This window comes from Nocardia sp. JCM 38205, from assembly GCF_058222935.1.
This window is the reverse complement of sequence record NZ_JBYHFL010000008.1, coordinates 49,384-68,199: the sequence shown is the minus strand read 5'-3', so window position 1 is coordinate 68,199 and position 18,816 is coordinate 49,384. Positions and strand designations below refer to the sequence as shown.

Sequence of the window (18,816 nt, the reverse complement as noted above, 5' to 3'; positions counted from 1 at the left end):
CACGGTCTCGGTCAGCGCCCGGGTCAGCACCGAACTCGGTTCGTCGGCGTGGGTGACCAGTGCGATACAGCAGGTACATCGGCATCTCCAGTGCTTCGGCCCAGGTGATCGCGTCGGTGCGCCCGGCGAGCAGCTCAGCGCCCGCCACCAGAACATGCCGCTCCTGGTAGAGCGGGGTGACGGTGAGATCACCGATGTCGATGCCGTGCGGATAGGCGATCCCGGCGTCGAGTTCGAAGCGGCGAATTCGGTCGACGATGTCCGAGGACCGGAGACCGGTCTCCGAGCGCACCCGGGCCAGCGGATGTCCGGTGCAGAACGGGTCGGTGAGCGGCGCGACGGTGCTCGACGCCGCCGGTATCGCGCCGATCCCCAGGTCCCCGGTCAGGCCGGTGCGCAGTGCGGTGACCGCGCTAGCCATGGCAATCTTCTGGCAATCCATGATTAGCCACTATTTGCAGGAACTCTCCCGAATCGCGGCGTACTCAGTTACTCTTGAGCGAACGCTAGTCGATGTTGTCCTCTTGCGGCCCCTGAGGGGGACGCGCCCGGTCGGCGGAGGCGATGGGCTCCAGTATGCCATCGCCGACAGCGGCCGATCCGCTCGTGAGTTTCTCGACGACAACGCTCGGACGTGCGCTCGATGTCCGTGCGGGAGAGGCCGTTACGAACATGCCGACCTCGGCTACAGCTGATTCCGATCACACGGCCGACCTGCCGGGTGGTGATCAGTGCAGGGGGTAGAACCACCGGAGAACAATTCCGAGAGCACCGCCACGCACCGCTCAGCCGACGACCCCGCATACGAACACTGCCATGAGGTGCCCATTCTGCTCACCGAGCGGCACGCGCGCGGAATCGTCGGTATCCATGAACGTCTCGGATGCGGCTTCGACACCTGTCCGCGGTTGCGCGCTGCCCGTCTGTATCTGGCGACGCTCTCATGACGGCTCCTGACGAACCCGAGCCGCAGAGCTGGGTGCAATGGTCGGACGGATCCTGGGCGCCGGTGTATGCCGACGGCTGGACCGGCGAGCCGGTCAGGTTGACCGAAATGCTCGGTGCCGCACCGTCGTCGGGGGAGCTCGTCGGCCCGTACATCGACGTCGATCCACTCTCGGTCACCGATACCGAATCGACCGAATCGGAGGCCGGAGGTACAGGGTAGGGGTGAACCGCCGCGGGCCGACCGGAAACCGACCGGGCCGAAGGTCCGTCGCCGCACAGTGATAGCAGCTGCGCAGGCGCCGAGGAGACGTTCCACCTCCCGCCCAGCGGGACGCGGTACCCGCCATGCCGGGCAGGCACGGTTCAGTGCATGAGACGTGGACCACATACTCGGATGTGGTTTCTCCGGCGGCGGATGGAGTCGATGGTGGGCCTGAATTCGGATCGGATCGTGGTGGTGACCGGTGCCAGTCGCGGAGCGGGTAAAGGAATCGCGTTGGCACTGGGCGAGACCGGGGCCACGGTGTACGTCACCGGTCGCACCCGCACCGAGGGCGAGGCACCGCTGCCCGGCACCGTGTTCGCGACCGCCGAGGAGATCACCCGGCGCGGCGGCCGTGGCGTGCCCGTGGTGCTCGACCACGGTGACGACGCGCAGGTCGAGGCATTCTTCGCCGACCTGCGCGATCAGCACGGGCGGCTGGACATCCTGGTCAACAATGCCCTCACGGTGCCCGACGGCCTGACCGACAAGGGCCCGTTCTGGGAGAAACCGCTGACCCTGCTCGACCTGCTCGACGTCGGTATGCGCTCGAGCTACGTCACCAGCTATTACGCGGCGCCGCTGCTGGTCGCCAACGGCGCGGGACTGGTGGTGAACACCTCGTCGTTCGGTGGCACCTGCTACATGCACGGCCCGGCGTACGGCGCGGGCAAGGCGGCGGTGGACAAGATGGCCCACGATATGGCTGTCGATTTCCGGCCGTGGAATGTCGCGGTGGTCTCCATCTGGATGGGCTTGCTGAAGACCGAACGTACGCTTGCCGGTTTCGCCGCCGACCCGGGGGCCTACGAGGGTCTGGCCGCCACCGCCGAATCGCCGGAGTTCACCGGCCGCGTCATCGACGCGCTGGCTCGCGACCCGGAATTGATGAAGCGCAGCGGCCAGGTGCTCATCGGCGCCGAGATCGCGCAGGATCTCGGCGTCACCGACACCGAAGGGCAACGGCCACCGTCGCACCGCCCGTTCCTCGGCGATCCGCCGGTGTTCTCCGACGCGGTCATCGACTGAGCCACGATCAACCCGACCGGTAGGAGCATCATGAAGTTCGGTCTGTCGCTGTTCACCAGCGATCGCGGAATCTCGCCCGCCGACGCGGCGAAATCGGCCGAGGACCACGGTTTCGACACCTTCTACGTCCCCGAACACACCCATATTCCGGTGGCCCGCACCTCCGACCACCCCGCCACCGGCGACGAAACCCTGCCCGACGACCGCTATATGCGCACTCTCGACCCGTGGGTCGCGCTGGGCACGGCTGCCGCCGTCACCACCCGGATCGGTCTCGGCACCTCGGTGGCGCTGCCGCTCGAACACGATCCGATCGCCCTCGCCAAGACCGTCGCGACGCTGGATCACTTGTCCGGCGGCCGAGTGGTCTTCGGTGTCGGCTACGGCTGGAATCTCGAAGAACTCGCCGATCACGGTGTGCCGCCGAACAAACGGCGCACCGTGCTGCGCGAATACCTGGAGGCGATGGGCGCGCTGTGGACCGAGGACGAGGCGGCCTATGACGGCGAATACGTCGGCTTCGGGCCCAGCTGGGCCTGGCCGAAGCCGAAACAACGGCCGCGCCCGCCCATTCTGGTCGGGGCCGCGGGCACCGAGAAGATTTTCGCGTGGATCGTGCGCTCGGCCGATGGCTGGATCACCACACCTATCGAGCGCGATATCGACTCGGGTGTGCGGCAATTGGCGAAGATGTGGCGCGACGCCGGCCGCACCGGTGACCCACGCGTCGTCGTGCTCGCCGACGAACCCGACCCCGGCACGCTGAGCCACTGGCGCGATATCGGCGTTGCCGAGGTGGTGTTCTCGCTACCGGACGCGGACACCGACGAGGTGCGCGCGTTCATCGAACAGCTCGCCGGGAAACTCCAGGGGCAGCGCTAGCAGGCGTTGCGTCGTCCGACCGGGCGAGTCGTCCGGTTCGGGCGGCTGCGGGCTCATCGCGTCGGCACCTCCGGCTCCGTGTCGTCTCCCGGACGAGGGCACCGACGCAATGATGGGCGCTCGCGGACGATGTGTGCCGAGGGGGAGCCGGTGTCCACCTGCCGCCGACATTATGGTCTTGCGTCGCCGTCGGGTGTGATTGTGTTGTAGTCGGGAAAAACTCGGCTGCGCAAGGGAGTTCGACTATGCAGTCATCGACATCGAGAATCGGCAGACTGGTCGTGGCCGCCGCCGGAGCGATGCTCGCGGTCACCCTCACCGGTCCGCCGGCCCACGCGGCGGGTCCGGGGCCGCTGCCGCCGCCCGGGCCGTCCTGTTCCACCACGCCGACCGGTAACGAAGCCAAGGAAGTGGACCTCGCCGACTCGACCGGCGCGGTTCGCACCTACCGGTTGTTCGTTCCGGCGGGCCTCACCGGCCCCGCGCCGCTGATCATCGCCCTGCACGGGGGCCAGAGCAATCCGGCCAAATTCGAGGGCGAGTCCGGCTGGACCGGGTTCGCCAAGACCAACAAGGTCATCGTCGCCTACCCGCGCGGCAGCAAACCCGACGGTGGTGCGGGCAAATGGGCGTGGGAGTTCGCGCGCAACGTCGGCCCGGACGTCGCCTATCTCCGCAGCGTCGCCGAACACATCGCGGGTACCTACTGCGTCGCGCCTGACCGCGTCCATGTCGTCGGCCACTCCAACGGCGGCCAGATGACCACCCGGATGGCCTGCGAGGGCGCCGCGTGGATCGCCTCGGCCGCGGTCTGGGCCGGCGCGAAAGGCGCATGGGACGCCGCCGACTGCCCGGCTTCGCGCCCGATCTCCTACGCCGTCATGGTCAACGACAACGACCCGATCATCTGGCAGTGGCTCGCCGAACAACACCGCGACCACTGGCTGATGATGAACGACTGCGGCACCGAGCACACCGAATCCGGCGCGGGCGTGCTGCGCGGCCAGCGCTTCGACTGTGCGGCGGGAACCGAAGTCGTCTACCGCCTCTACGACGGTCCGGACGACGTGAGCAAGGCCCACGACTGGCCCGCCGATCCCGCCGGAGCGTCCGTGCGCAACCGCATGTGGCAGTTGTTCGACGGGAACCGGCTTCCGTAGGGGGAGCGGCGGTCGCCGGTGCGTCGCTGTTCGCGCCGACGACCGCCACCTCGGTGTTCCGGCGCAGGGCAGTCGTCGTCGCGGTGGCGTCGGGACGGACTGTGCGCGGCGACGTGGCCGCGGCGGTCGCCAGGGGAGTCGCACCGCGGGTGGCGGGGCCGCGTTGCCTTCTCGCCTTGCCCGGCCGGGCGGTCGTCGCCCGCGGCGCGGATCAACTGGAAGTGCGGATCTGGTGGAGGAATTCGGCATTCGAGTCGGTCTGCCTGAGCCCGGTGAGCAGCAGTTCCAGGGCTTGCTGGGGTTCTCGGGTGGCGAGCGTTTTGCGCAGTGAGTGGGTGGCGGTGAGTTCTTCGGGGGTGAGCAGGAGTTCTTCCTTGCGGGTGCTGGAGCGGTCGATGTCGATGGCGGGGAAGGTGCGGCGGTCGGCGAGCTGTCGGTCGAGTTTCAGTTCGGCATTGCCGGTGCCCTTGTATTCCTCGAAGATGACGGTGTCGGCGAGGGATCCGGTTTCGACAAGTGCGGTGGCGATGATGGTCAAGGATCCGCCGTTCTCGATGTTGCGGGCCGCGCCGAGGAATTTTTTCGGTGGTGCGAGCGCGCCGGCGTCGACGCCGCCGGAGAGGATTCGGCCGGAACCGGTGGCCGCCAGGTTGTAGGCCCGGGCGAGGCGGGTCAGCGAATCCAGTAGCACGACGACGTCGCGGCCCATTTCGACCAGGCGTTTGGCGTGTTCGATGGCCAGTTCGGCGAGTGCGATGTGTTCGCGGGCGGGCTGGTCGAAGGTGGCGGCGGCGACCTCGGCGGGCACTGCGCGCGAGAGGTCGGTCACCTCCTCCGGGCGTTCGCCGACCAGCACGAGCATCAGGTGGCATTCCGGATGATTCTTGGCGATACCGTGGGCGATGGATTGCAGGACAGAGGTTTTGCCTGCCTTCGGCGGGGCGACGATCATGGCGCGCTGTCCTTTGCCGATCGGCATGACGAGATCGGTGGCACGCGTAGTCATTTCGTGTGCCTCCGTCTCCAGTCGCAGCCGGTCTCGCGGGTAGATCGGGACGAGGTCGCCGAAGTGCGGCCGAGAACTGGCCTTGCCGGGCGGTATGCCGTTGACGGCGTCGATGCGGATCAGTGGTGCGAGTTTCACGCCGTCGCTGGAACCGGCGACGCCGATGACGGTATCGCCGCGGCGGAGCCCGTATTCGCGGATCAGGCGCGCAGGCACGTGGACGTCGCCCGGTCCGGGCAGGTAGCCGTCGACGCGCAGCGTGGCATGTTTATCGGTGATGTCGAGGATTCCGGAGACCGCTGCGTGTTGAGCTTCGGGTTCCTGAATATGGTTGTTCTGCATGGGTTTTCTCCTAGAGGAGTGGATCGGTGGAGGCAGGCCGGTACGAGAATCGCCTGCGCAATCGCGCTGAATGGAGCGCGCGGCCGGCCCTGTTCGGAGGGCCATGATGCCGAGGGCACGGGATACGAATCCGTGGAGATGAATCGAACTCTTGTGGGAGGGACCAGTCACCTGCATCCACAAGATGGAGACGCGCCTACCGTAGCGCTGATCGTGATAACACGCAAGGCTGCCCGATTGTTCCCGGCGTCGCATTCGCCGCGCCGAGGCCCAGTAACCCACGGATATCGCGCGCTCTTGGGCGGCCGTGGTCATGACCGGATATCACGACGGTCACCGGTCCGGCCTCGGCGACGGACGACGGCGTGGCGCGGCTGTCGGAGCCAATCACCGAGTCATCGGCCACACCGATATCACTCGCTCCGCCATGACGGAGAGCGGTTCGCGCATGCGCTCAGGTGTAGCCGATGAGCCCGGAGGACAAGCTGTCCAGGCGGAGGGCTTCCAGCGTCTGGTCGCGCACGTCGGGGCAGTAGTGGATCGTCACGGCGTCGATGAAGGAATGGTCCCGGATGATGGCGCCCTCGAAGTTCTGGTATTCGGCGGCCCAGGTCCGGACGTGACCCTCGAAAGAGATCAGCCCGACATCCGGGTGCTCCCGCCAGGTAGCGGTGTCGACGAGCAGCATGTCGCACAGATAACCGGCGGCGACCGGGCCGACCTCCTCGACGGACGGTTGTGGTGGGGGCTGAGACGCCGGTTCGTCACCGGAATCGTCGGAACACGCACCCAGCACGGCGGCCGCGGCGATTACCGCGGCGAGCCATGTGCGTGACATCCGGCGGCCCGATGGGGAAGTGCTCATGGCGAACCTCCTTTCGACCAGGGAGTACCCGCCTCGGCGGAGTCGACTCGGTGCCGGTGACGATCGGACGGCGGCGCGCCAGGGCGGCGCGTGACTTCCCGCCTTGACCTTGACACTGTGACAAGGACTTGAGTGATCCGGCGAAGGAGGTGGTTGTCGTGAACACAACCAACCATGAGGTGGATGTCCGCCTCGTCGATGCCCTCGCTGCCCCGGATTCGTCGGTTCGACTGCGAGCGACGCTGTCGGCCGGCACAGTCGGCGATCCACGGCTGGCCCGGATCCTCATCGATCGGTGCGCGATCGAACCGGACTTCTTCGTCCGGGACATGCTGACCTGGGCATTGTGCCGCCTGCCTGCCGAGCTCACGCTGCCGCTGCTGCTCGCCGAGCTCGATTCCGAGACCCCGCAGGCCCGCAGCCAGGCGCTGCACACCCTGTCCAAGATCGGCGATCCGAGTGCATGGCCGGTGGTGTCGGCCCTGCTGCACGACGAGCACGACGACGTGGCGGTGAGTGCCTGGCGCGCGGCCGCGGTGCTGGTTCCGTCCGGCGCGGAGAGCGGACTGGCCTACGACCTGGCAGCTGCTCTGGGCCGCGGCGACCACCAGATGTGGTTGAGTCTCAGCCGCGCTTTCGCCGCGCTCGGCGACGCCGCCGCACCCGCCTTGGCCGCGGCGATGACGCATCCCGACCCGCACGTGCGCGCCCACGCCGAGGCGAGCGAACAGTTGCGGCTCGACCCCGACAGCGGGTTCGCGTCGTCGGTCGAGCTGGCCAAGCGCGCCGCCGCGCTGGGCCAGAACGCATGACAGGAGGCGACGGCATGTTGATCGGTGAGGTCTCGCGGCGCTCCGGCGTCAGCACCCGGATGTTGCGTCACTACGACGCGCTGGGCTTGGTGACGCCATCGGTGCGCACCGCGAGCGGCTACCGCGAGTACTCCGCCGACGACATCCGTCGCCTCTTCCATGTCGAATGCCTGCGCACCCTCGGGTTGTCGCTGACCGAAGCCAAACGCGCCCTCGACGATCCCGGCTTCACGCCCGGAGACATGGTGGAGCAGCTGGTCCGGCGCACCCGCGCCAGGATCGCGGCCGAGCAGGATCTGCTCAGGAAACTCGAGCGCGTGGACGCGGCCGCACCCGAGCAGTGGGAGGCGGTGCTGAGCGTCGTCACCCTGCTGCATGCCCTGGAGTCGGATTCGGGGGCCGACCGGCAACAAGCGGTGCTGGCCCAGTACGAGGGCGCGACGTTACCGGTCGACGCGCTGGTAGCGGCAGCGCTGTCGGAGGAGGACCTCAATGTCGCGGGCGCCCTGCGCTGGTCGTTGGCGCGGGCAGCCGGTGCCGGCCTCGACGACCTCGCCGCAGGGTTGGATTCGCCGAAACCCGAGGTCCGGCGCCGTGCGGTGGCCGCGATCGCGGACGTGCCGACCGCCGAGGCCACGGCCGTGCTGCGCCGCGCGCTGGGCGATCCCGATGTGGCGGTCCGGGACCGTGCCGCCGTGGTTCTCGGTTCCCGTCACGTCACCGAGGCGATGCCGCACCTGCTGGAGATGGTGACCGAAGGCCGCGCCGACGTCGAGGCGGCCGAGACGCTCGGCGTGCTGGCGGCAACCGCGGCCGACGACATCGTCGCCGCCCTGCGACACCGCCTCGACACCGACGACCGGCCGACGCGTCTGCGGATCACGCAGGCGCTGGGCGAGATCCCCGCGCCCGCCGCCCGTCAGGCGCTGACCGAGTTGAGCGGGGACGACGATGGGTGGGTCGCCGCAACGGCCGTCGCCGTCCTGCGGGGGACGTCCGGCCCGGAAGAATGAGTCGCTGGCACCGGGAGCTCGCGCCCCCGCGGCCTCCGAGGGTGTAACGCCTTGCGAAGTCCTCGACCACACCCGCCCCGGATGACGTGCCCCGCCTGTTGTCGCCGGTGTCAGGCTGCTCGGTCGAGTCGACTGCCGAGCCAGGCCTCGATATCGTCCAGCGCGGCCTGCGCCATCGGCGTCGGATGTCCGGTGAACCCGTGCGGTGCACCGGGATAGATACGCAGGTCGACCTCGGCCCCGGACGCCGACAGCCGGGCTGCCATGGCGAGATTGTCGTGCAGCAGAATGTCCTGCTCGCCGACAACCATGAGAATGGGCGGCAGACCGGCTGGTTCGGCGTAGATCGGCGAGATATCAGGATGGGTGCGGTCCGGCGCCGCCCCCGCATAGGCCTCGAGGAAGTACTCGTCCGCGATCAGACGCCCCGCCGGTGTCTGGGCGCTCAGATCGTACGTCCCGAATTGCAATACGGCACAGTCGAATGCGTCGACCCCGCGCTCGCGCAGCCGCAACAGCGTCGTCATCGCCAGCGTCGATCCCGCCGAGAACCCGCCCACCGCGAGCTTCTCGGTGCCGAAGCGCCGTTCGGCGTGCTCCACCAGCCACAGCGCGGCGGTTTCGCCATCATCGGGCGCGGCCGGCCACGGATTCTCCGGGGCGAGCCGGTAATCCACGCTCACCACCGCGATCCCCAGCGCATCCGCGAGCCGCCGATTCCGCACATCGCTGCCGGCGGCCGACCCCATGTAGAACCCGCCCCCATGGAACTCCAAGAACACTCCGTTCACCGTCGCGCTCACGGGCAGATGAATCCGCACCGGCACCGAGCGCCCTTCGGCCTCCACCACCTCGTCGACCGCTGGTGGATCCACTGAAGGATGGCCACCGGCACCGGCCCGGACCTCACGAAGCTCCTCGACATTCCTCGGCCCTCGTCCCGGGGTTCGGTTTTCGTAGAACCCACGCGACTCGTCGACGAGAGGCCGCAGGCGGGGATCGATCAGATGGTCTAGTGCGAGTCGCATGAACACTCACGGTACTCGAGCCGACGCGATCCATCGGCCCCGAAGCGGCGACCCGGCCATTCGCGCGCGCGATAGCTTCGGCCACACCTCGTCCCGCCCCAGTCCGAGGCGCATGTACCGCGCGTGCATGCTCACTGTCACCCCGGACCGTCGGGATGCGCGAGATCATAGGCGCGAGAAACCTTCTGGGGGACCACCATGCGCCAAGCGTCCACGACCAGCTCGCGCGCCTCGGCTCGGTCCAGGGCGGCGAGATCGGCGTGCACCCAGTTGAACCGCATGTCCGCCGCAGACGGCAGCTGGAACTTGTGCGGTTCGCTCGCGACGAGGGCCGCCCGCTCCTCCTTCGGGAACGCGAAGCCCATCTCCGTCTCATCCAGGGAGAACGCGACATAAACGATCTGCCCGACGCGGAACTTCAACCTGCCGCGCACATACACCTCGTACGACCGCTCGAGCTCGGTGCCCAGCGGCCGAACGTCGTCGAGTAGTGCCATGCTCGGGCCTTCCTTCGGCAGTCGGGAGCGATCGCAGCAGGCCGTCTTTACTCGCGGCACACCGGGCTCTCCCTGTCTATGACCCTATCGAGAGACCCGCGGTGCGCCGTCGAGGTCAGGCCCAGCCGACGGTGGATCGGTGCGCCCGTCGGCCATGAGGTGTGTGGATCGGTGGCCACGCATCCCGCGGCCTAGTGCTCCCGGATAAGTATCCGCCTGAGTCGGCTAGCCGGCATTTGTCCGGCCAGGCCGTCGTCAACACGCAACCGAGGATGACGTGCTCGGGTTCGAGTTCCCGCAACACGGTGCGCCGCACAGCGGTGGCGTCGAACGGGTGGGGTCGGCGCGGCTTCGTTGACGGCCGGCCGGTGGCGGGGGAGTGTGGAGCGATGACGGGAGATCTGACGCGTCACGGTGTCGAACTGTCCAACCTCGATCAACCCTTGTTCGATCGGGCCGACGCGAGCAAGGGCGATTTGCTGAACTATCTGGAGTTCGCCGGTGAGCGGCTGCTCCGAGTGCTTCGCGGGCGGCCACTCTCGGTGGTGCGAGTGCGGCCGGGGCAGGAGCCGTTCATGCAGAAGAATCTCCCGAAATACACGCCGGAGTGGGTGGCGCGAACGACCGTGTGGGCGGAGAGTTCGCGGCGCGAGATCAGCTACGCGCTGTGCGACGATCTGCGGACGTTGATCTGGTTCGGCAATCAGCGTGCCGTCGAATATCACCCGACCCTGTACTACGCCGAGTCCGCGCCCGCACCCACGCACCTCGTGCTCGATCTCGATCCCGCACCGGGCCAGACCTTCGCCGACGCGGTAGCCGGTGCCCGCCTGATCCGGGAGGCGCTGGCCGCCGACGGGCTGGCGGGCGCGGTGAAGACGAGCGGTTCCAAGGGGCTGCACGTCTTCGTGCCGGTCGTGGCGGGTATCGATGTCGAGGACGCCGCCGCGGCCACGCGGGCGGTCGCGGCCCGCGCCGAACGCATCGACCCCTCGATCGCCACCACCGCCTTCATCCGCGAGGACCGCCACGGCAAGGTCTTCCTCGACGCCACCCGGTCCGGCGGCGCCACCGTCGCCGCGGCCTACAGCCCGCGCATCCGCCCCGGCGTCACCGTCTCCTTCCCGCTGCCGTGGGCGGAACTGGACAACGTGACGCCGGCCGATTTCACGATCCGATCCGGACCGGACCGGAGCTGCTCGGCGACAACGACCCATGGCGTTCGGAAATGCCTGCTCCGCAAGAACTTCCGCAAGACCTGATAGACGAGGGGCACACGATCCCGGTAGCGCGAGTGCAGGCCATGCACGAGGGTAAGCGACGGGCGCGGGCCCGGCGAGCGGAATGACCGGGCGCGATCAGAGCCGGATGACCGAGAGCGCACCTGATTCGTAGTCGGCGCGCAAACGCTTCTTGTCGAACTTTCCGACGCTGGTCTTGGGCACTTCGTCGACGATCGCCCAGTTTTCCGGCAACTGCCATTTGGCGACCTTGTCCGCGAGGAACTGCCGTACCTCGCCGGCGGTAGTCGCCGGATCACGCAGCACGACGACGGCCAGCGGCCGTTCGTCCCACGTGGGGTCCGGGATGGCGACGACGGCCGCTTCGGCCACGCCCGGGTGGGCCATGACGGCGTTCTCGAGATCGACCGAAGAGATCCACTCGCCGCCGGATTTGATGATGTCCTTGGTGCGGTCGGAAAGGGTGAGGTACCCGTCCGAACTGATGGACCCGACGTCACCGGTGCGCAACCAGCCGTCGTGGAACTTGTCGGCCGCGTCGACGCCGTAGTACGAACCGGTGATCCATGGACCGCGGACTTCGAGTTCGCCGAGCCCGGCTCCGTCGTGCGGGACGAGGGTGCCGTCGGCGGCGACGAGGCGGGCTTCGACCGAGGCAGGGAATCGGCCCTGCGAGTAGCGATACCTCCAGCGCCGCTCGCCGGTGGCATCGGCAGGCGGACGCGCGACCGAGCCGAGCGGGGAGGTTTCGGTCATACCCCACGCATGCAGCACCTCGACCCCGTACTCGTCCGCGAACGCGTGCATGAGGGCAGGCGGTACGGCGGAACCGCCGATGAGCACCTCGCGTAGCGAGGAGATATCGGCCGGATTATCGCGCAGGTACAGATGCAGGCCCTGCCAGATGGTTGGCACGGCGGCCGCGAAATCGGGCTTCTCGGCGGCGATCATCGCAGCCAGCGGAGCCGGTTGCAGGAACCGGTCCGGCATCAGCAGGGAGGCGCCGATGAGGAACGCCGCATAGGGCAATCCCCAAGCCATGGCATGGAATTGGGGCACGACCACCAGTGCGCGATCACCCTGGGCGAGCCGCGTCGCATCGGTCATGCAGACCTGCATCGAGTGCAGGTAGATCGAACGATGCGAGTAGACAACGCCTTTCGGATCGCCGGTGGTACCGGAGGTGTAGCACATGGCGGCGGCGCTGCGTTCGTCGAGCGGCGGCCAGTCGAAGTCGGTGGCACGACCTGCCAGCAGCTGCTCATAGCTGTGCACCTGAACGCCGTCGGGTGCTTCGCCGGCTGCCGCAGGATCGTCGCCGGTCACGATCAGATGACGCAGGCTGGTCAGTCGCGGCAGGTGCGGAACCAGCAGCGGCAGCAGTGATGCGTCGGCGATGATCACCTGGTCTTCGGCATGTTCGGCGACGTGCACGAGCTGGTCGGGGAACAGCCGGATGTTGAGGGTGTGCAATACCGCGCCCATGGCAGGCACCGCCAGATAGGCCTCCAGATGTTCGGCGTTGTTCCACATGAAGGTCGCGACCCGCTGGTCACCGCTGATGCCGAGTTCGCGCAGTGCGTGTGCGAGTTGGGCGCAGCGCCGGCCGATCTCACCGAAGCTACGGACCCGCGGACCGAACTCGGTCCACGTGGTCACCTGCGCCCCGGCGTGCACGGTGCTGCCATAGCGCAGCAACCGGCTCACCGACAGTTCGACGTCCTGCATCGTGCTTCGCATGAGAACCTCTCCTATCGCAAGATGACTTGCGATATCTACAGTAGGTGGGCGTGATCAAGTAACGCAAGTCAAGTTGCGATATTGTCCGCGCCGAACGTCGCGGTGCCGGCGGCATGCCTCGAGGCTCGTCCGTCACCGTGGATGAAAGTGAACGGGACAGGGCTCTCGACGATGGCCGAGCCGCCGCTGACCGAGACGTGCAGCAATCCCTGTGGCGTCGGGGCCGCGCCGCGGAATTCAGCGACCGTGCCGAATGCCGGAGCGATCCGTGCCGAGGCGAAGCCGGGCTCGTCTGGTTGGATCCCGAGCAGATACTGGACGAGGTCGCGAGTCGGTGTCGCGCTCCAGCCGTGTGCCGGGGTACCCCAGCCCCAGCATTCGCCGAATGTGTCGTACCCGTCCGCCCGGAAGCCGCTCCAATCACGCAGTGCGCGAACCAGATCGGCCTTGCGCCCGCACTCGGCCAACGCATCGTGCACAAGGTAGGAGCCGAACGGCTCCGCGCGGACCGACTCGGTATGCGGGTTCCAGGTGAGGGTCTGGATGCCACGCATGTGCTCGGCGATCTTCTCGTCGTCGTAGCCGCCGTCTCCGCCGACCCACGTACGGACGACCATACGGTCTCGATCTGTGATCCAATCGGCGATGGACGTCCATCGACCGCGCGGGGCCAGCCCGGAAACGATCGCGGCCGCACCGGCCAGTTGCGACGCGGGCGGCTGTGGCACGCCGTCGAGCACGTGGTCGATGTAGGTGCCGCGTTGCGCGTCCCAGAAGATTTCGAAGCCGGCTTCAGCATCTGCCAGCAGCCTTCTCGCCCAGTCGGCGTTGCCGCGGTTGCCCAGATAATCGCTCATCTGCGCGAACTCACGCAGGCCGCGAGCCCACAGCGCGGTCAGGATGGAACTCGCCCCGGTCAGGTAGATCGCCGACCAGTCGACGAGGGTCCATTCGGGCACGTCGGTGAGTACACCGCCGGCGTCGCGGTACGGCAGAAACCAGCGCAATATCTGCTCCGCAGCCGGAAGCAGCGAGCGCAGCGTCTCGGGGTCGCCACAGTACCGAAACCAGTTGTGCACGCCGTGAATCCAGTGCAGTGCCCAGTCCGGAATGGTGGCGCCGCCGTTGTACTCCATCTCGCCGACGACGCTCTTCGGCAGCATTCCGTCGGACCGGGGGGAGTTCGCCAGCTCGAGGTACCACTGTGCGAGCGACCAATCCGTCGACGTCGTCAGGTGAACCATCTGATGAACCACTCCGTCGCCCACCCAGGCGCGCTGTTCCCGGGTCGGGCAATCGGTGAAGGCATCGGCGGAATTCAGCCACACGGTGCGGCGACCGGCGGCGTAGAGCGCGTCCAGTTCGGAATCGCTGGATGAGAAGTAGGCGTCGCCGCGCAGCGGGTACAGATGCTCGCGCACCCGGATTCCGCTGAGTTGGATCTCGCCGGGGACGTCCGAGGAGACGAGCAGGCGGATATAGCGCAATCCGCTGACCTCGAGTGCGCGGAAACGGTCGTCGCTGCCGCGCGCTATATAGCGGGCGCCGGTGATATTCGCGATTGTTCGCGGCACCCCCGGGTCGATCGGACGTTCCTGGTACCACAGGTCCACCCGCGTGCCCGGTGGCGCCAGCAGATCGAATTCGACGAAACCGCACACGATTCGGCCGAAATCGACGGTGACCAGCCGCGCCGTCGCCGACTCCGCCGTAAACGAAATCGGCTGGCCGACTTCGGCATGGTCGAGTCCGGTATGGGTGGCGCAGAAGGCCTCGACCTGGGTGACCGGATGCTCGACCGGCGCATCGCATGCCACGGCGGGGGAGAGGAGATAGCTGGTGGGCCGGCAAGCCTCGCCGGTGAGGGGCCCGATAGGACGCGGCAGCAAAGCGCCGTACGGATCGGTCGGTGGCCGTGATCGCGCCAGTGCGCCGGGATGGCCTGCGCGGGCGACCGCCGCCACCGGCCAGGCGTCGTCGATGCGCCACTGTGCCCACTCCGGCGGGATGGCGCGCGCATCGACCACCTCGACCGGAACATCATGGAATCCCACGAGCGGCGCAATGGTCCAGCCCGTGAGTCGCTGCACTCGCCACTGCTCGTCGGTGACCAGCCAATGACCGTCGAGCTCGCATTCGAATACCACCACTGCGTGCGCGCCGAGCGTCGCATTGGGCGCGGCTGGTTGCCATAACGAGTTCGCCGCAGCGTAATAGGTGACCAGCACGGTGACGGCATTGTCGCCCGGCCGCAGAAAGGGGGCCAGGTCGTAGTCGTCGTAACGCATCCGCCGAGGCTGCGAGCGCACCGGGCCGCGGCCTACTTCCTTGCCGTTGACGAGCAGCACGTAGCGGGAGTCGGCGGTCAGTCGGGCGGGCGCTCGATCGGGCACCGAAGTCAGGGTGAATTCGCGGCGGAACAGGTGACGTGCCGGCCCCGAGCGCACCGAATGCGTCAGCTGGGTATATCCCCGCGGCGTCTCGACCTCGTCCGGATGCCCGATCCAGTGGCCATGCCACGCGATCGGCCACCGGACGGGTTCTGCAACGCTTGCGCGCCCCGGCTGCGTCGTCGGGTGCTGAACCATAGGAGTTCTCCTTCTCGTCTGTCAGGCGCGGCTCGGTGCGAGATCGGATGCCGTCGTGCCAGGCTCGGCGGCACGCGGCATGCGATCGATTCGGAACCCGATAGCCGCGGCGGCGGCCACCAGAACGGTGAGCGCGGCGAACAGCGCTCGTGGGCCCAGATCGAGGAGCAGCGGCGTCCACAGGGCCATGATTGCCGCGAGCACGCGGGCGAAGGCGATGGTCGCGCCTTGGGCGGTGGCCCGCAGCAAGGTCGGGAACTTCTCCTGGGTCCACACCTTGTAGATGCCCTCGAAGGCGAAAGCGGCACCGATACCGCCGATCAAGCCGCCGATCGCCAGGGACCACACGCTGACCCCGGCAAGTGCGGGCAATCCGAAATACAGCAGCAGGCCTGCCACGCCCGCGGCGTACCACCGCATGCGATGCGGGCCGTCGACCACGCGCATGAACAACAAGGCCAGCCCGATACTGACGGCCTGCATGGCGAGGCCGATCGCCGAGGCCACCTGAACTGTGCTGCCGGCGACCTTCACATACATGTAGGTGCCGAACTGGCCCTTGGTGTTGGCGGCCAGGTTGGTCATCGAATAGAACAGCGTCAAGGCCACGAATGGTGCCAGGTAGGGCGGCCGGAACAGATCACGCAGGACGGACATGGTCACGCCACCGTTGTCGACGGCGGCGAAGCGCCTGCCGACCCACTGTGCCGATTCCGGCACCCGGAGCCGGAGCAGCAGCACGATCAGTGCGACGGCGGCGATGTGCGTGTACAGGATTCGTGCGCCGGCTGCTCCCATGTCACCGACCAGCAGGCCGAGCACCTGGGTGACGACGATCCCGATGTACCACAGCACTTGCGACAGCCCGACGAGTTTGCCCTTCGCGCCGGTGGGCGCCTCCTCCGAGATCATCGCCAGGGAGACCGGCAGGTCGGCGCCGGCGGCGAACCCCACCATGATCATGCCTGCGGTGAGCATGCCCGGCCCGTTGGCCGCGGCCAGCAGTGCGGCCCCGGCCGTCAGCAATCCCATGGTTGCGAGGAACACGGTGCGGCGCCCGTAGCGGTCGCCGAGCCGCCCGCCCACCAGCGCACCTGCCGCGATGGCAAATGTGAGTGCAGAGGACAGCGCGCCGATCGTGCCACGGCTCAGGTGCAAAGGGTCCTGATAGAGGACCAGTGCAACGCCGCTGGACACGATGGCCGCGGAATCGAGGTAGGAGGCCATGCCGGCAATCCCCGAGCGGAACCAGATAGTGCCCGAGATCTCCGTCGTTGGAGGTGCCATTGTTCTTCGCTTTCCACGCTGGGAGGCCGCGCGGGTGCTGTGACCTTCGACGATCAGCGTCGATCGGGTCGCAGCGTACCCGGCGCGGGCCGATAATGAAACGATTCACTCAAAGAGGAGTGAATCGGCACACAGGTCGAGCACGGTGAACGGGTTTGCCGTTTGGGGACTTGACCTGTGTTGACTGTGTGGCGAGTGCGGTGACTCCGGAACGACAGCGCGGCTGCCGCCATGAGATGAAACGATTCAGATCGCGTATGCTGGGCGAGACGAAAGCGCGCGGCATGAGGGCGGCCCGAATGCGGAGCACATCCGCCGCGCCTGGACGGAAGGAGTGCTGTGGCTTCTCGGCGGGTGAACGCCCGGCACGGGATTCGTGTCCGCGATGTCGCCGAAGCTGCGGGTGTGTCCCTCGGCACGGTGTCGAATGTGCTGAACCGGCCGGACACGGTGAGCCCGAGCACCAGGGCCCGGGTGCAGGCCGCGATGGATCAGCTCGGATTCGTGCGCAACGAGTTCGCCCGCCAACTGCGGGCCGGCACCAGCCGCACGCTCGCCTACGTGATGATCGATGGCGCCAATCCCTTCTTCATGGATGTCGCCCAGGGCATCGAGGAGCAGGCCCAGGCCAACGGTCTGTCGCTGTTTCTGTGTAACAGCGCAGGCCGGGCCGATCGCGAGCAGGAGTATCTGGCGCGATTGGAAGAGCAACGCGTGCAGGGCATTCTGATCACCCCCACCGACCCGGATGCCGCCGTGCTGGACCAGCTGGTCGCCCGCGGCACCCCGGTGGTGATCGTGGATCGCCACCGCGACGCCGAGACCCACTGTTCGGTTGCCGTCGACGACGTGCTCGGCGGTGAACTGGCGGTCGACCATCTCGTCGAGCTCGGCCACCGCCGGATCGCGTTCGTCGGCGGCCCCACCGAGATCGGCCAGGTGCGCGACCGGCGCGCGGGAGCGCTGCGCGGCCTCCGGCGGGCCGGGCTCGGCGCGGAATGCCTCATCGATATCCCGACCGCCGGGCTGACGGTGGCCGAAGGCATCCGCGCGGGCGAACGCCTGCTCGGGCTACCGTCGGCATCCCGGCCGGCCGCGGTCTTCTGCGCGAATGATCTCCTGGCGCTCGGCTTGTTGCAGCAGTGTGTGAGCCTGGGGCTGCGGGTGCCCGACGACGTGGCGATCGTCGGATACGACGACATCGAATTCGCCGCCGCGGCGGCGGTACCGCTGACTTCGGTGCGCCAGCCCCGCACCCTGCTAGGCCGCACGGCCGCGGATCTGCTCCTGAGCGAGGTTTCCGACACCGAGCACCGGCATGAGCAAGTACTGTTCGCGCCCGAGCTGGTGGTGCGGCGCTCGACCCGCGGCGCGGGATGAGCGGTGCGGCGGCTCATTTCGCCGGAGCCGGGGCTGGAGTAGGAGCCGGCTGGTTGATCGTGGTGAAGTACTGGACGGCGGCTGCGACCACCACGGGCGCGGTCACCAGCAGTTGCCCGGCCACAGCTCCCAAGGCGCCCACAGCCATGATCCCGCCGATGCAGCCGATGGCCGCGGCGGGCAGGAACGCACCGAAGAGGCCGACGATCGCGGCGGCAGCGACGGTCGCGCCCGCGATACCGCCGAGTACGCAGCCCACGGCCGCGCCGCCGAGCGAGCCGACCAGCGTGCCCACGGCCGCGCCGACGGAAATCGTGCTGGTCAACCGGGCCCAGGCGGCCTGCTCACGTTCGTACTCGGTGCGCCAGGGCGCCTGATTCTCGAACGGCAGGGCCACCGGGCGATACGAGGCATGTTCACGCTGGAACAACGGCGTCAGTGTCGCGGTATGGCCGGAGATCGTGGCGGCGATGGGGAAGACGAAATCATCCACCCGGAAGGCCAATTCGGTGCCGCCGACAGTTGTCCCGCCCGGCGCCCGCACCAGAAGTTTCCCGTTCTCCACGACGAAGGTGCCCGCGTCGATGGTGATTTCGGTGCGGTCGCCGAGGTGCGTTGCGGTGTAACCGATCGCTTCGTCCTGTGGTGTCGCGTCGGCGGCACCCGCCGTGACGCCGAGAGTGCCGATCAGGGCGGCAGCGGCCAGAGCAGTGGTTCGAGTCTTCATCGATATGTT

The 18,816-nt window shown here is 67.9% G+C and carries 17 protein-coding genes and 1 pseudogene; 9 read left to right on the top strand and 9 right to left on the bottom strand.

The genetic code is table 11. From position 1 onward, the window contains the following. Positions 1-94 precede the first annotated feature (94 nt). A pseudogene (locus AC4HOU_RS25410) lies at positions 95-421 on the bottom strand (LysR substrate-binding domain-containing protein); the annotation flags it as partial. A 310-nt stretch (positions 422-731) separates the two neighbouring features. Here AC4HOU_RS25410 and AC4HOU_RS25405 point away from each other — a divergent pair. The 5 genes from AC4HOU_RS25405 to AC4HOU_RS25385 all read left to right on the top strand — a co-directional run bounded on the left by AC4HOU_RS25405 (position 732) and on the right by AC4HOU_RS25385 (position 4,281). After that, complete coding sequence (locus AC4HOU_RS25405) at positions 732-947, top strand: hypothetical protein (RefSeq protein ID WP_194989370.1); 216 nt, start codon at positions 732-734, stop codon at positions 945-947. Next, positions 944-1,168 carry a hypothetical protein gene (locus AC4HOU_RS25400; RefSeq protein WP_163812683.1) on the top strand — a complete coding sequence of 75 codons (225 nt, stop codon included), beginning with the start codon at positions 944-946 and terminating at the stop codon, positions 1,166-1,168. The genes AC4HOU_RS25405 and AC4HOU_RS25400 overlap by 4 nt, the downstream gene beginning before the upstream one ends. Before the next feature lie 195 nt (positions 1,169-1,363). Continuing rightward, complete coding sequence (locus AC4HOU_RS25395; RefSeq protein WP_228805911.1) at positions 1,364-2,239, top strand: SDR family NAD(P)-dependent oxidoreductase; 876 nt, start codon at positions 1,364-1,366, stop codon at positions 2,237-2,239. A gap of 30 nt (positions 2,240-2,269) precedes the next feature. Next, entirely contained in the window at positions 2,270-3,121 is an 852-nt protein-coding gene (locus AC4HOU_RS25390) for an LLM class F420-dependent oxidoreductase (protein ID WP_194989369.1), read from the top strand. Between the two features lie 245 nt (positions 3,122-3,366). After that, a complete protein-coding gene (locus AC4HOU_RS25385) occupies positions 3,367-4,281 on the top strand; it encodes a CE1 family esterase (RefSeq protein ID WP_194989368.1) in 915 nt (304 codons plus the stop codon). 211 nt (positions 4,282-4,492) lie between these two features. Here the strand turns inward: AC4HOU_RS25385 and AC4HOU_RS25380 are convergent, their stop codons facing one another. Together AC4HOU_RS25380 and AC4HOU_RS25375 are read right to left on the bottom strand one after the other, a co-directional pair. Then, positions 4,493-5,629 carry a transcription termination factor Rho, short form gene (locus tag AC4HOU_RS25380; RefSeq protein WP_195021614.1) on the bottom strand — a complete coding sequence of 379 codons (1,137 nt, stop codon included), beginning with the start codon at positions 5,627-5,629 and terminating at the stop codon, positions 4,493-4,495. A gap of 454 nt (positions 5,630-6,083) precedes the next feature. After that, positions 6,084-6,494 (bottom strand): hypothetical protein, encoded by a 411-nt coding sequence (locus tag AC4HOU_RS25375; protein WP_163812692.1) that lies wholly within the window; start codon positions 6,492-6,494, stop codon positions 6,084-6,086. A 149-nt stretch (positions 6,495-6,643) separates the two neighbouring features. On the opposite strand from AC4HOU_RS25375, the gene AC4HOU_RS25370 reads away from it, so the two are divergent. Both AC4HOU_RS25370 and AC4HOU_RS25365 read left to right on the top strand, forming a co-directional pair. Further along, on the top strand, positions 6,644-7,306 hold the full coding sequence (locus tag AC4HOU_RS25370) for a HEAT repeat domain-containing protein (protein ID WP_416383109.1): 663 nt from the start codon (positions 6,644-6,646) through the stop codon (positions 7,304-7,306). Between the two features lie 14 nt (positions 7,307-7,320). After that, on the top strand, positions 7,321-8,319 hold the full coding sequence (locus AC4HOU_RS25365; protein ID WP_195021616.1) for a HEAT repeat domain-containing protein: 999 nt from the start codon (positions 7,321-7,323) through the stop codon (positions 8,317-8,319). A 110-nt stretch (positions 8,320-8,429) separates the two neighbouring features. On the opposite strand, the gene AC4HOU_RS25360 is transcribed toward AC4HOU_RS25365, so the two are convergent. Beyond that, positions 8,430-9,347, bottom strand: a complete 918-nt coding sequence (locus AC4HOU_RS25360; RefSeq protein WP_195021617.1) for an alpha/beta hydrolase — start codon at positions 9,345-9,347, stop codon at positions 8,430-8,432. A 137-nt stretch (positions 9,348-9,484) separates the two neighbouring features. Further along, positions 9,485-9,844 carry an MmcQ/YjbR family DNA-binding protein gene (locus AC4HOU_RS25355; protein WP_163812700.1) on the bottom strand — a complete coding sequence of 120 codons (360 nt, stop codon included), beginning with the start codon at positions 9,842-9,844 and terminating at the stop codon, positions 9,485-9,487. 389 nt (positions 9,845-10,233) lie between these two features. On the opposite strand from AC4HOU_RS25355, the gene AC4HOU_RS25350 reads away from it, so the two are divergent. Next, positions 10,234-11,106 carry a DNA polymerase domain-containing protein gene (locus tag AC4HOU_RS25350; protein WP_490725443.1) on the top strand — a complete coding sequence of 291 codons (873 nt, stop codon included), beginning with the start codon at positions 10,234-10,236 and terminating at the stop codon, positions 11,104-11,106. A gap of 96 nt (positions 11,107-11,202) precedes the next feature. Here AC4HOU_RS25350 and AC4HOU_RS25345 read toward each other — a convergent pair whose 3' ends face one another. The 3 genes from AC4HOU_RS25345 to AC4HOU_RS25335 all read right to left on the bottom strand — a co-directional run bounded on the left by AC4HOU_RS25345 (position 11,203) and on the right by AC4HOU_RS25335 (position 16,640). After that, entirely contained in the window at positions 11,203-12,825 is a 1,623-nt protein-coding gene (locus AC4HOU_RS25345; protein ID WP_195021618.1) for a long-chain fatty acid--CoA ligase, read from the bottom strand. A gap of 68 nt (positions 12,826-12,893) precedes the next feature. Further along, positions 12,894-15,218 (bottom strand): alpha-L-rhamnosidase-related protein, encoded by a 2,325-nt coding sequence (locus AC4HOU_RS25340; protein ID WP_195021619.1) that lies wholly within the window; start codon positions 15,216-15,218, stop codon positions 12,894-12,896. Between the two features lie 216 nt (positions 15,219-15,434). Next, on the bottom strand, positions 15,435-16,640 hold the full coding sequence (locus AC4HOU_RS25335; protein ID WP_195021620.1) for an MFS transporter: 1,206 nt from the start codon (positions 16,638-16,640) through the stop codon (positions 15,435-15,437). Positions 16,641-17,039: 399 nt separating this feature from the next. On the opposite strand from AC4HOU_RS25335, the gene AC4HOU_RS25330 reads away from it, so the two are divergent. Continuing rightward, positions 17,040-18,080, top strand: coding sequence for a LacI family DNA-binding transcriptional regulator (locus tag AC4HOU_RS25330; RefSeq protein ID WP_195021621.1), 1,041 nt, complete (start codon positions 17,040-17,042; stop codon positions 18,078-18,080). Between the two features lie 13 nt (positions 18,081-18,093). Here AC4HOU_RS25330 and AC4HOU_RS25325 read toward each other — a convergent pair whose 3' ends face one another. Next, positions 18,094-18,807 carry a DUF8020 domain-containing protein gene (locus AC4HOU_RS25325; RefSeq protein WP_195021622.1) on the bottom strand — a complete coding sequence of 238 codons (714 nt, stop codon included), beginning with the start codon at positions 18,805-18,807 and terminating at the stop codon, positions 18,094-18,096. Between the last annotated feature and the right edge of the window lie 9 nt (positions 18,808-18,816).

Coding starts and splice junctions, on each gene's coding strand:
- AC4HOU_RS25400 (WP_163812683.1), top strand. CDS start 944: ATGACGGCTCCTGACGAACCCGAGCCGCAGAGCTGGGTGCAATGGTCG.
- AC4HOU_RS25395 (WP_228805911.1), top strand. CDS start 1,364: ATGGAGTCGATGGTGGGCCTGAATTCGGATCGGATCGTGGTGGTGACC.
- AC4HOU_RS25390 (WP_194989369.1), top strand. CDS start 2,270: ATGAAGTTCGGTCTGTCGCTGTTCACCAGCGATCGCGGAATCTCGCCC.
- AC4HOU_RS25385 (WP_194989368.1), top strand. CDS start 3,367: ATGCAGTCATCGACATCGAGAATCGGCAGACTGGTCGTGGCCGCCGCC.
- AC4HOU_RS25380 (WP_195021614.1), bottom strand. CDS start 5,629: ATGCAGAACAACCATATTCAGGAACCCGAAGCTCAACACGCAGCGGTC.
- AC4HOU_RS25375 (WP_163812692.1), bottom strand. CDS start 6,494: ATGAGCACTTCCCCATCGGGCCGCCGGATGTCACGCACATGGCTCGCC.
- AC4HOU_RS25365 (WP_195021616.1), top strand. CDS start 7,321: ATGTTGATCGGTGAGGTCTCGCGGCGCTCCGGCGTCAGCACCCGGATG.
- AC4HOU_RS25360 (WP_195021617.1), bottom strand. CDS start 9,347: ATGCGACTCGCACTAGACCATCTGATCGATCCCCGCCTGCGGCCTCTC.
- AC4HOU_RS25355 (WP_163812700.1), bottom strand. CDS start 9,844: ATGGCACTACTCGACGACGTTCGGCCGCTGGGCACCGAGCTCGAGCGG.
- AC4HOU_RS25350 (WP_490725443.1), top strand. CDS start 10,234: ATGACGGGAGATCTGACGCGTCACGGTGTCGAACTGTCCAACCTCGAT.
- AC4HOU_RS25345 (WP_195021618.1), bottom strand. CDS start 12,825: ATGCGAAGCACGATGCAGGACGTCGAACTGTCGGTGAGCCGGTTGCTG.
- AC4HOU_RS25335 (WP_195021620.1), bottom strand. CDS start 16,640: ATGGCCTCCTACCTCGATTCCGCGGCCATCGTGTCCAGCGGCGTTGCA.
- AC4HOU_RS25325 (WP_195021622.1), bottom strand. CDS start 18,807: ATGAAGACTCGAACCACTGCTCTGGCCGCTGCCGCCCTGATCGGCACT.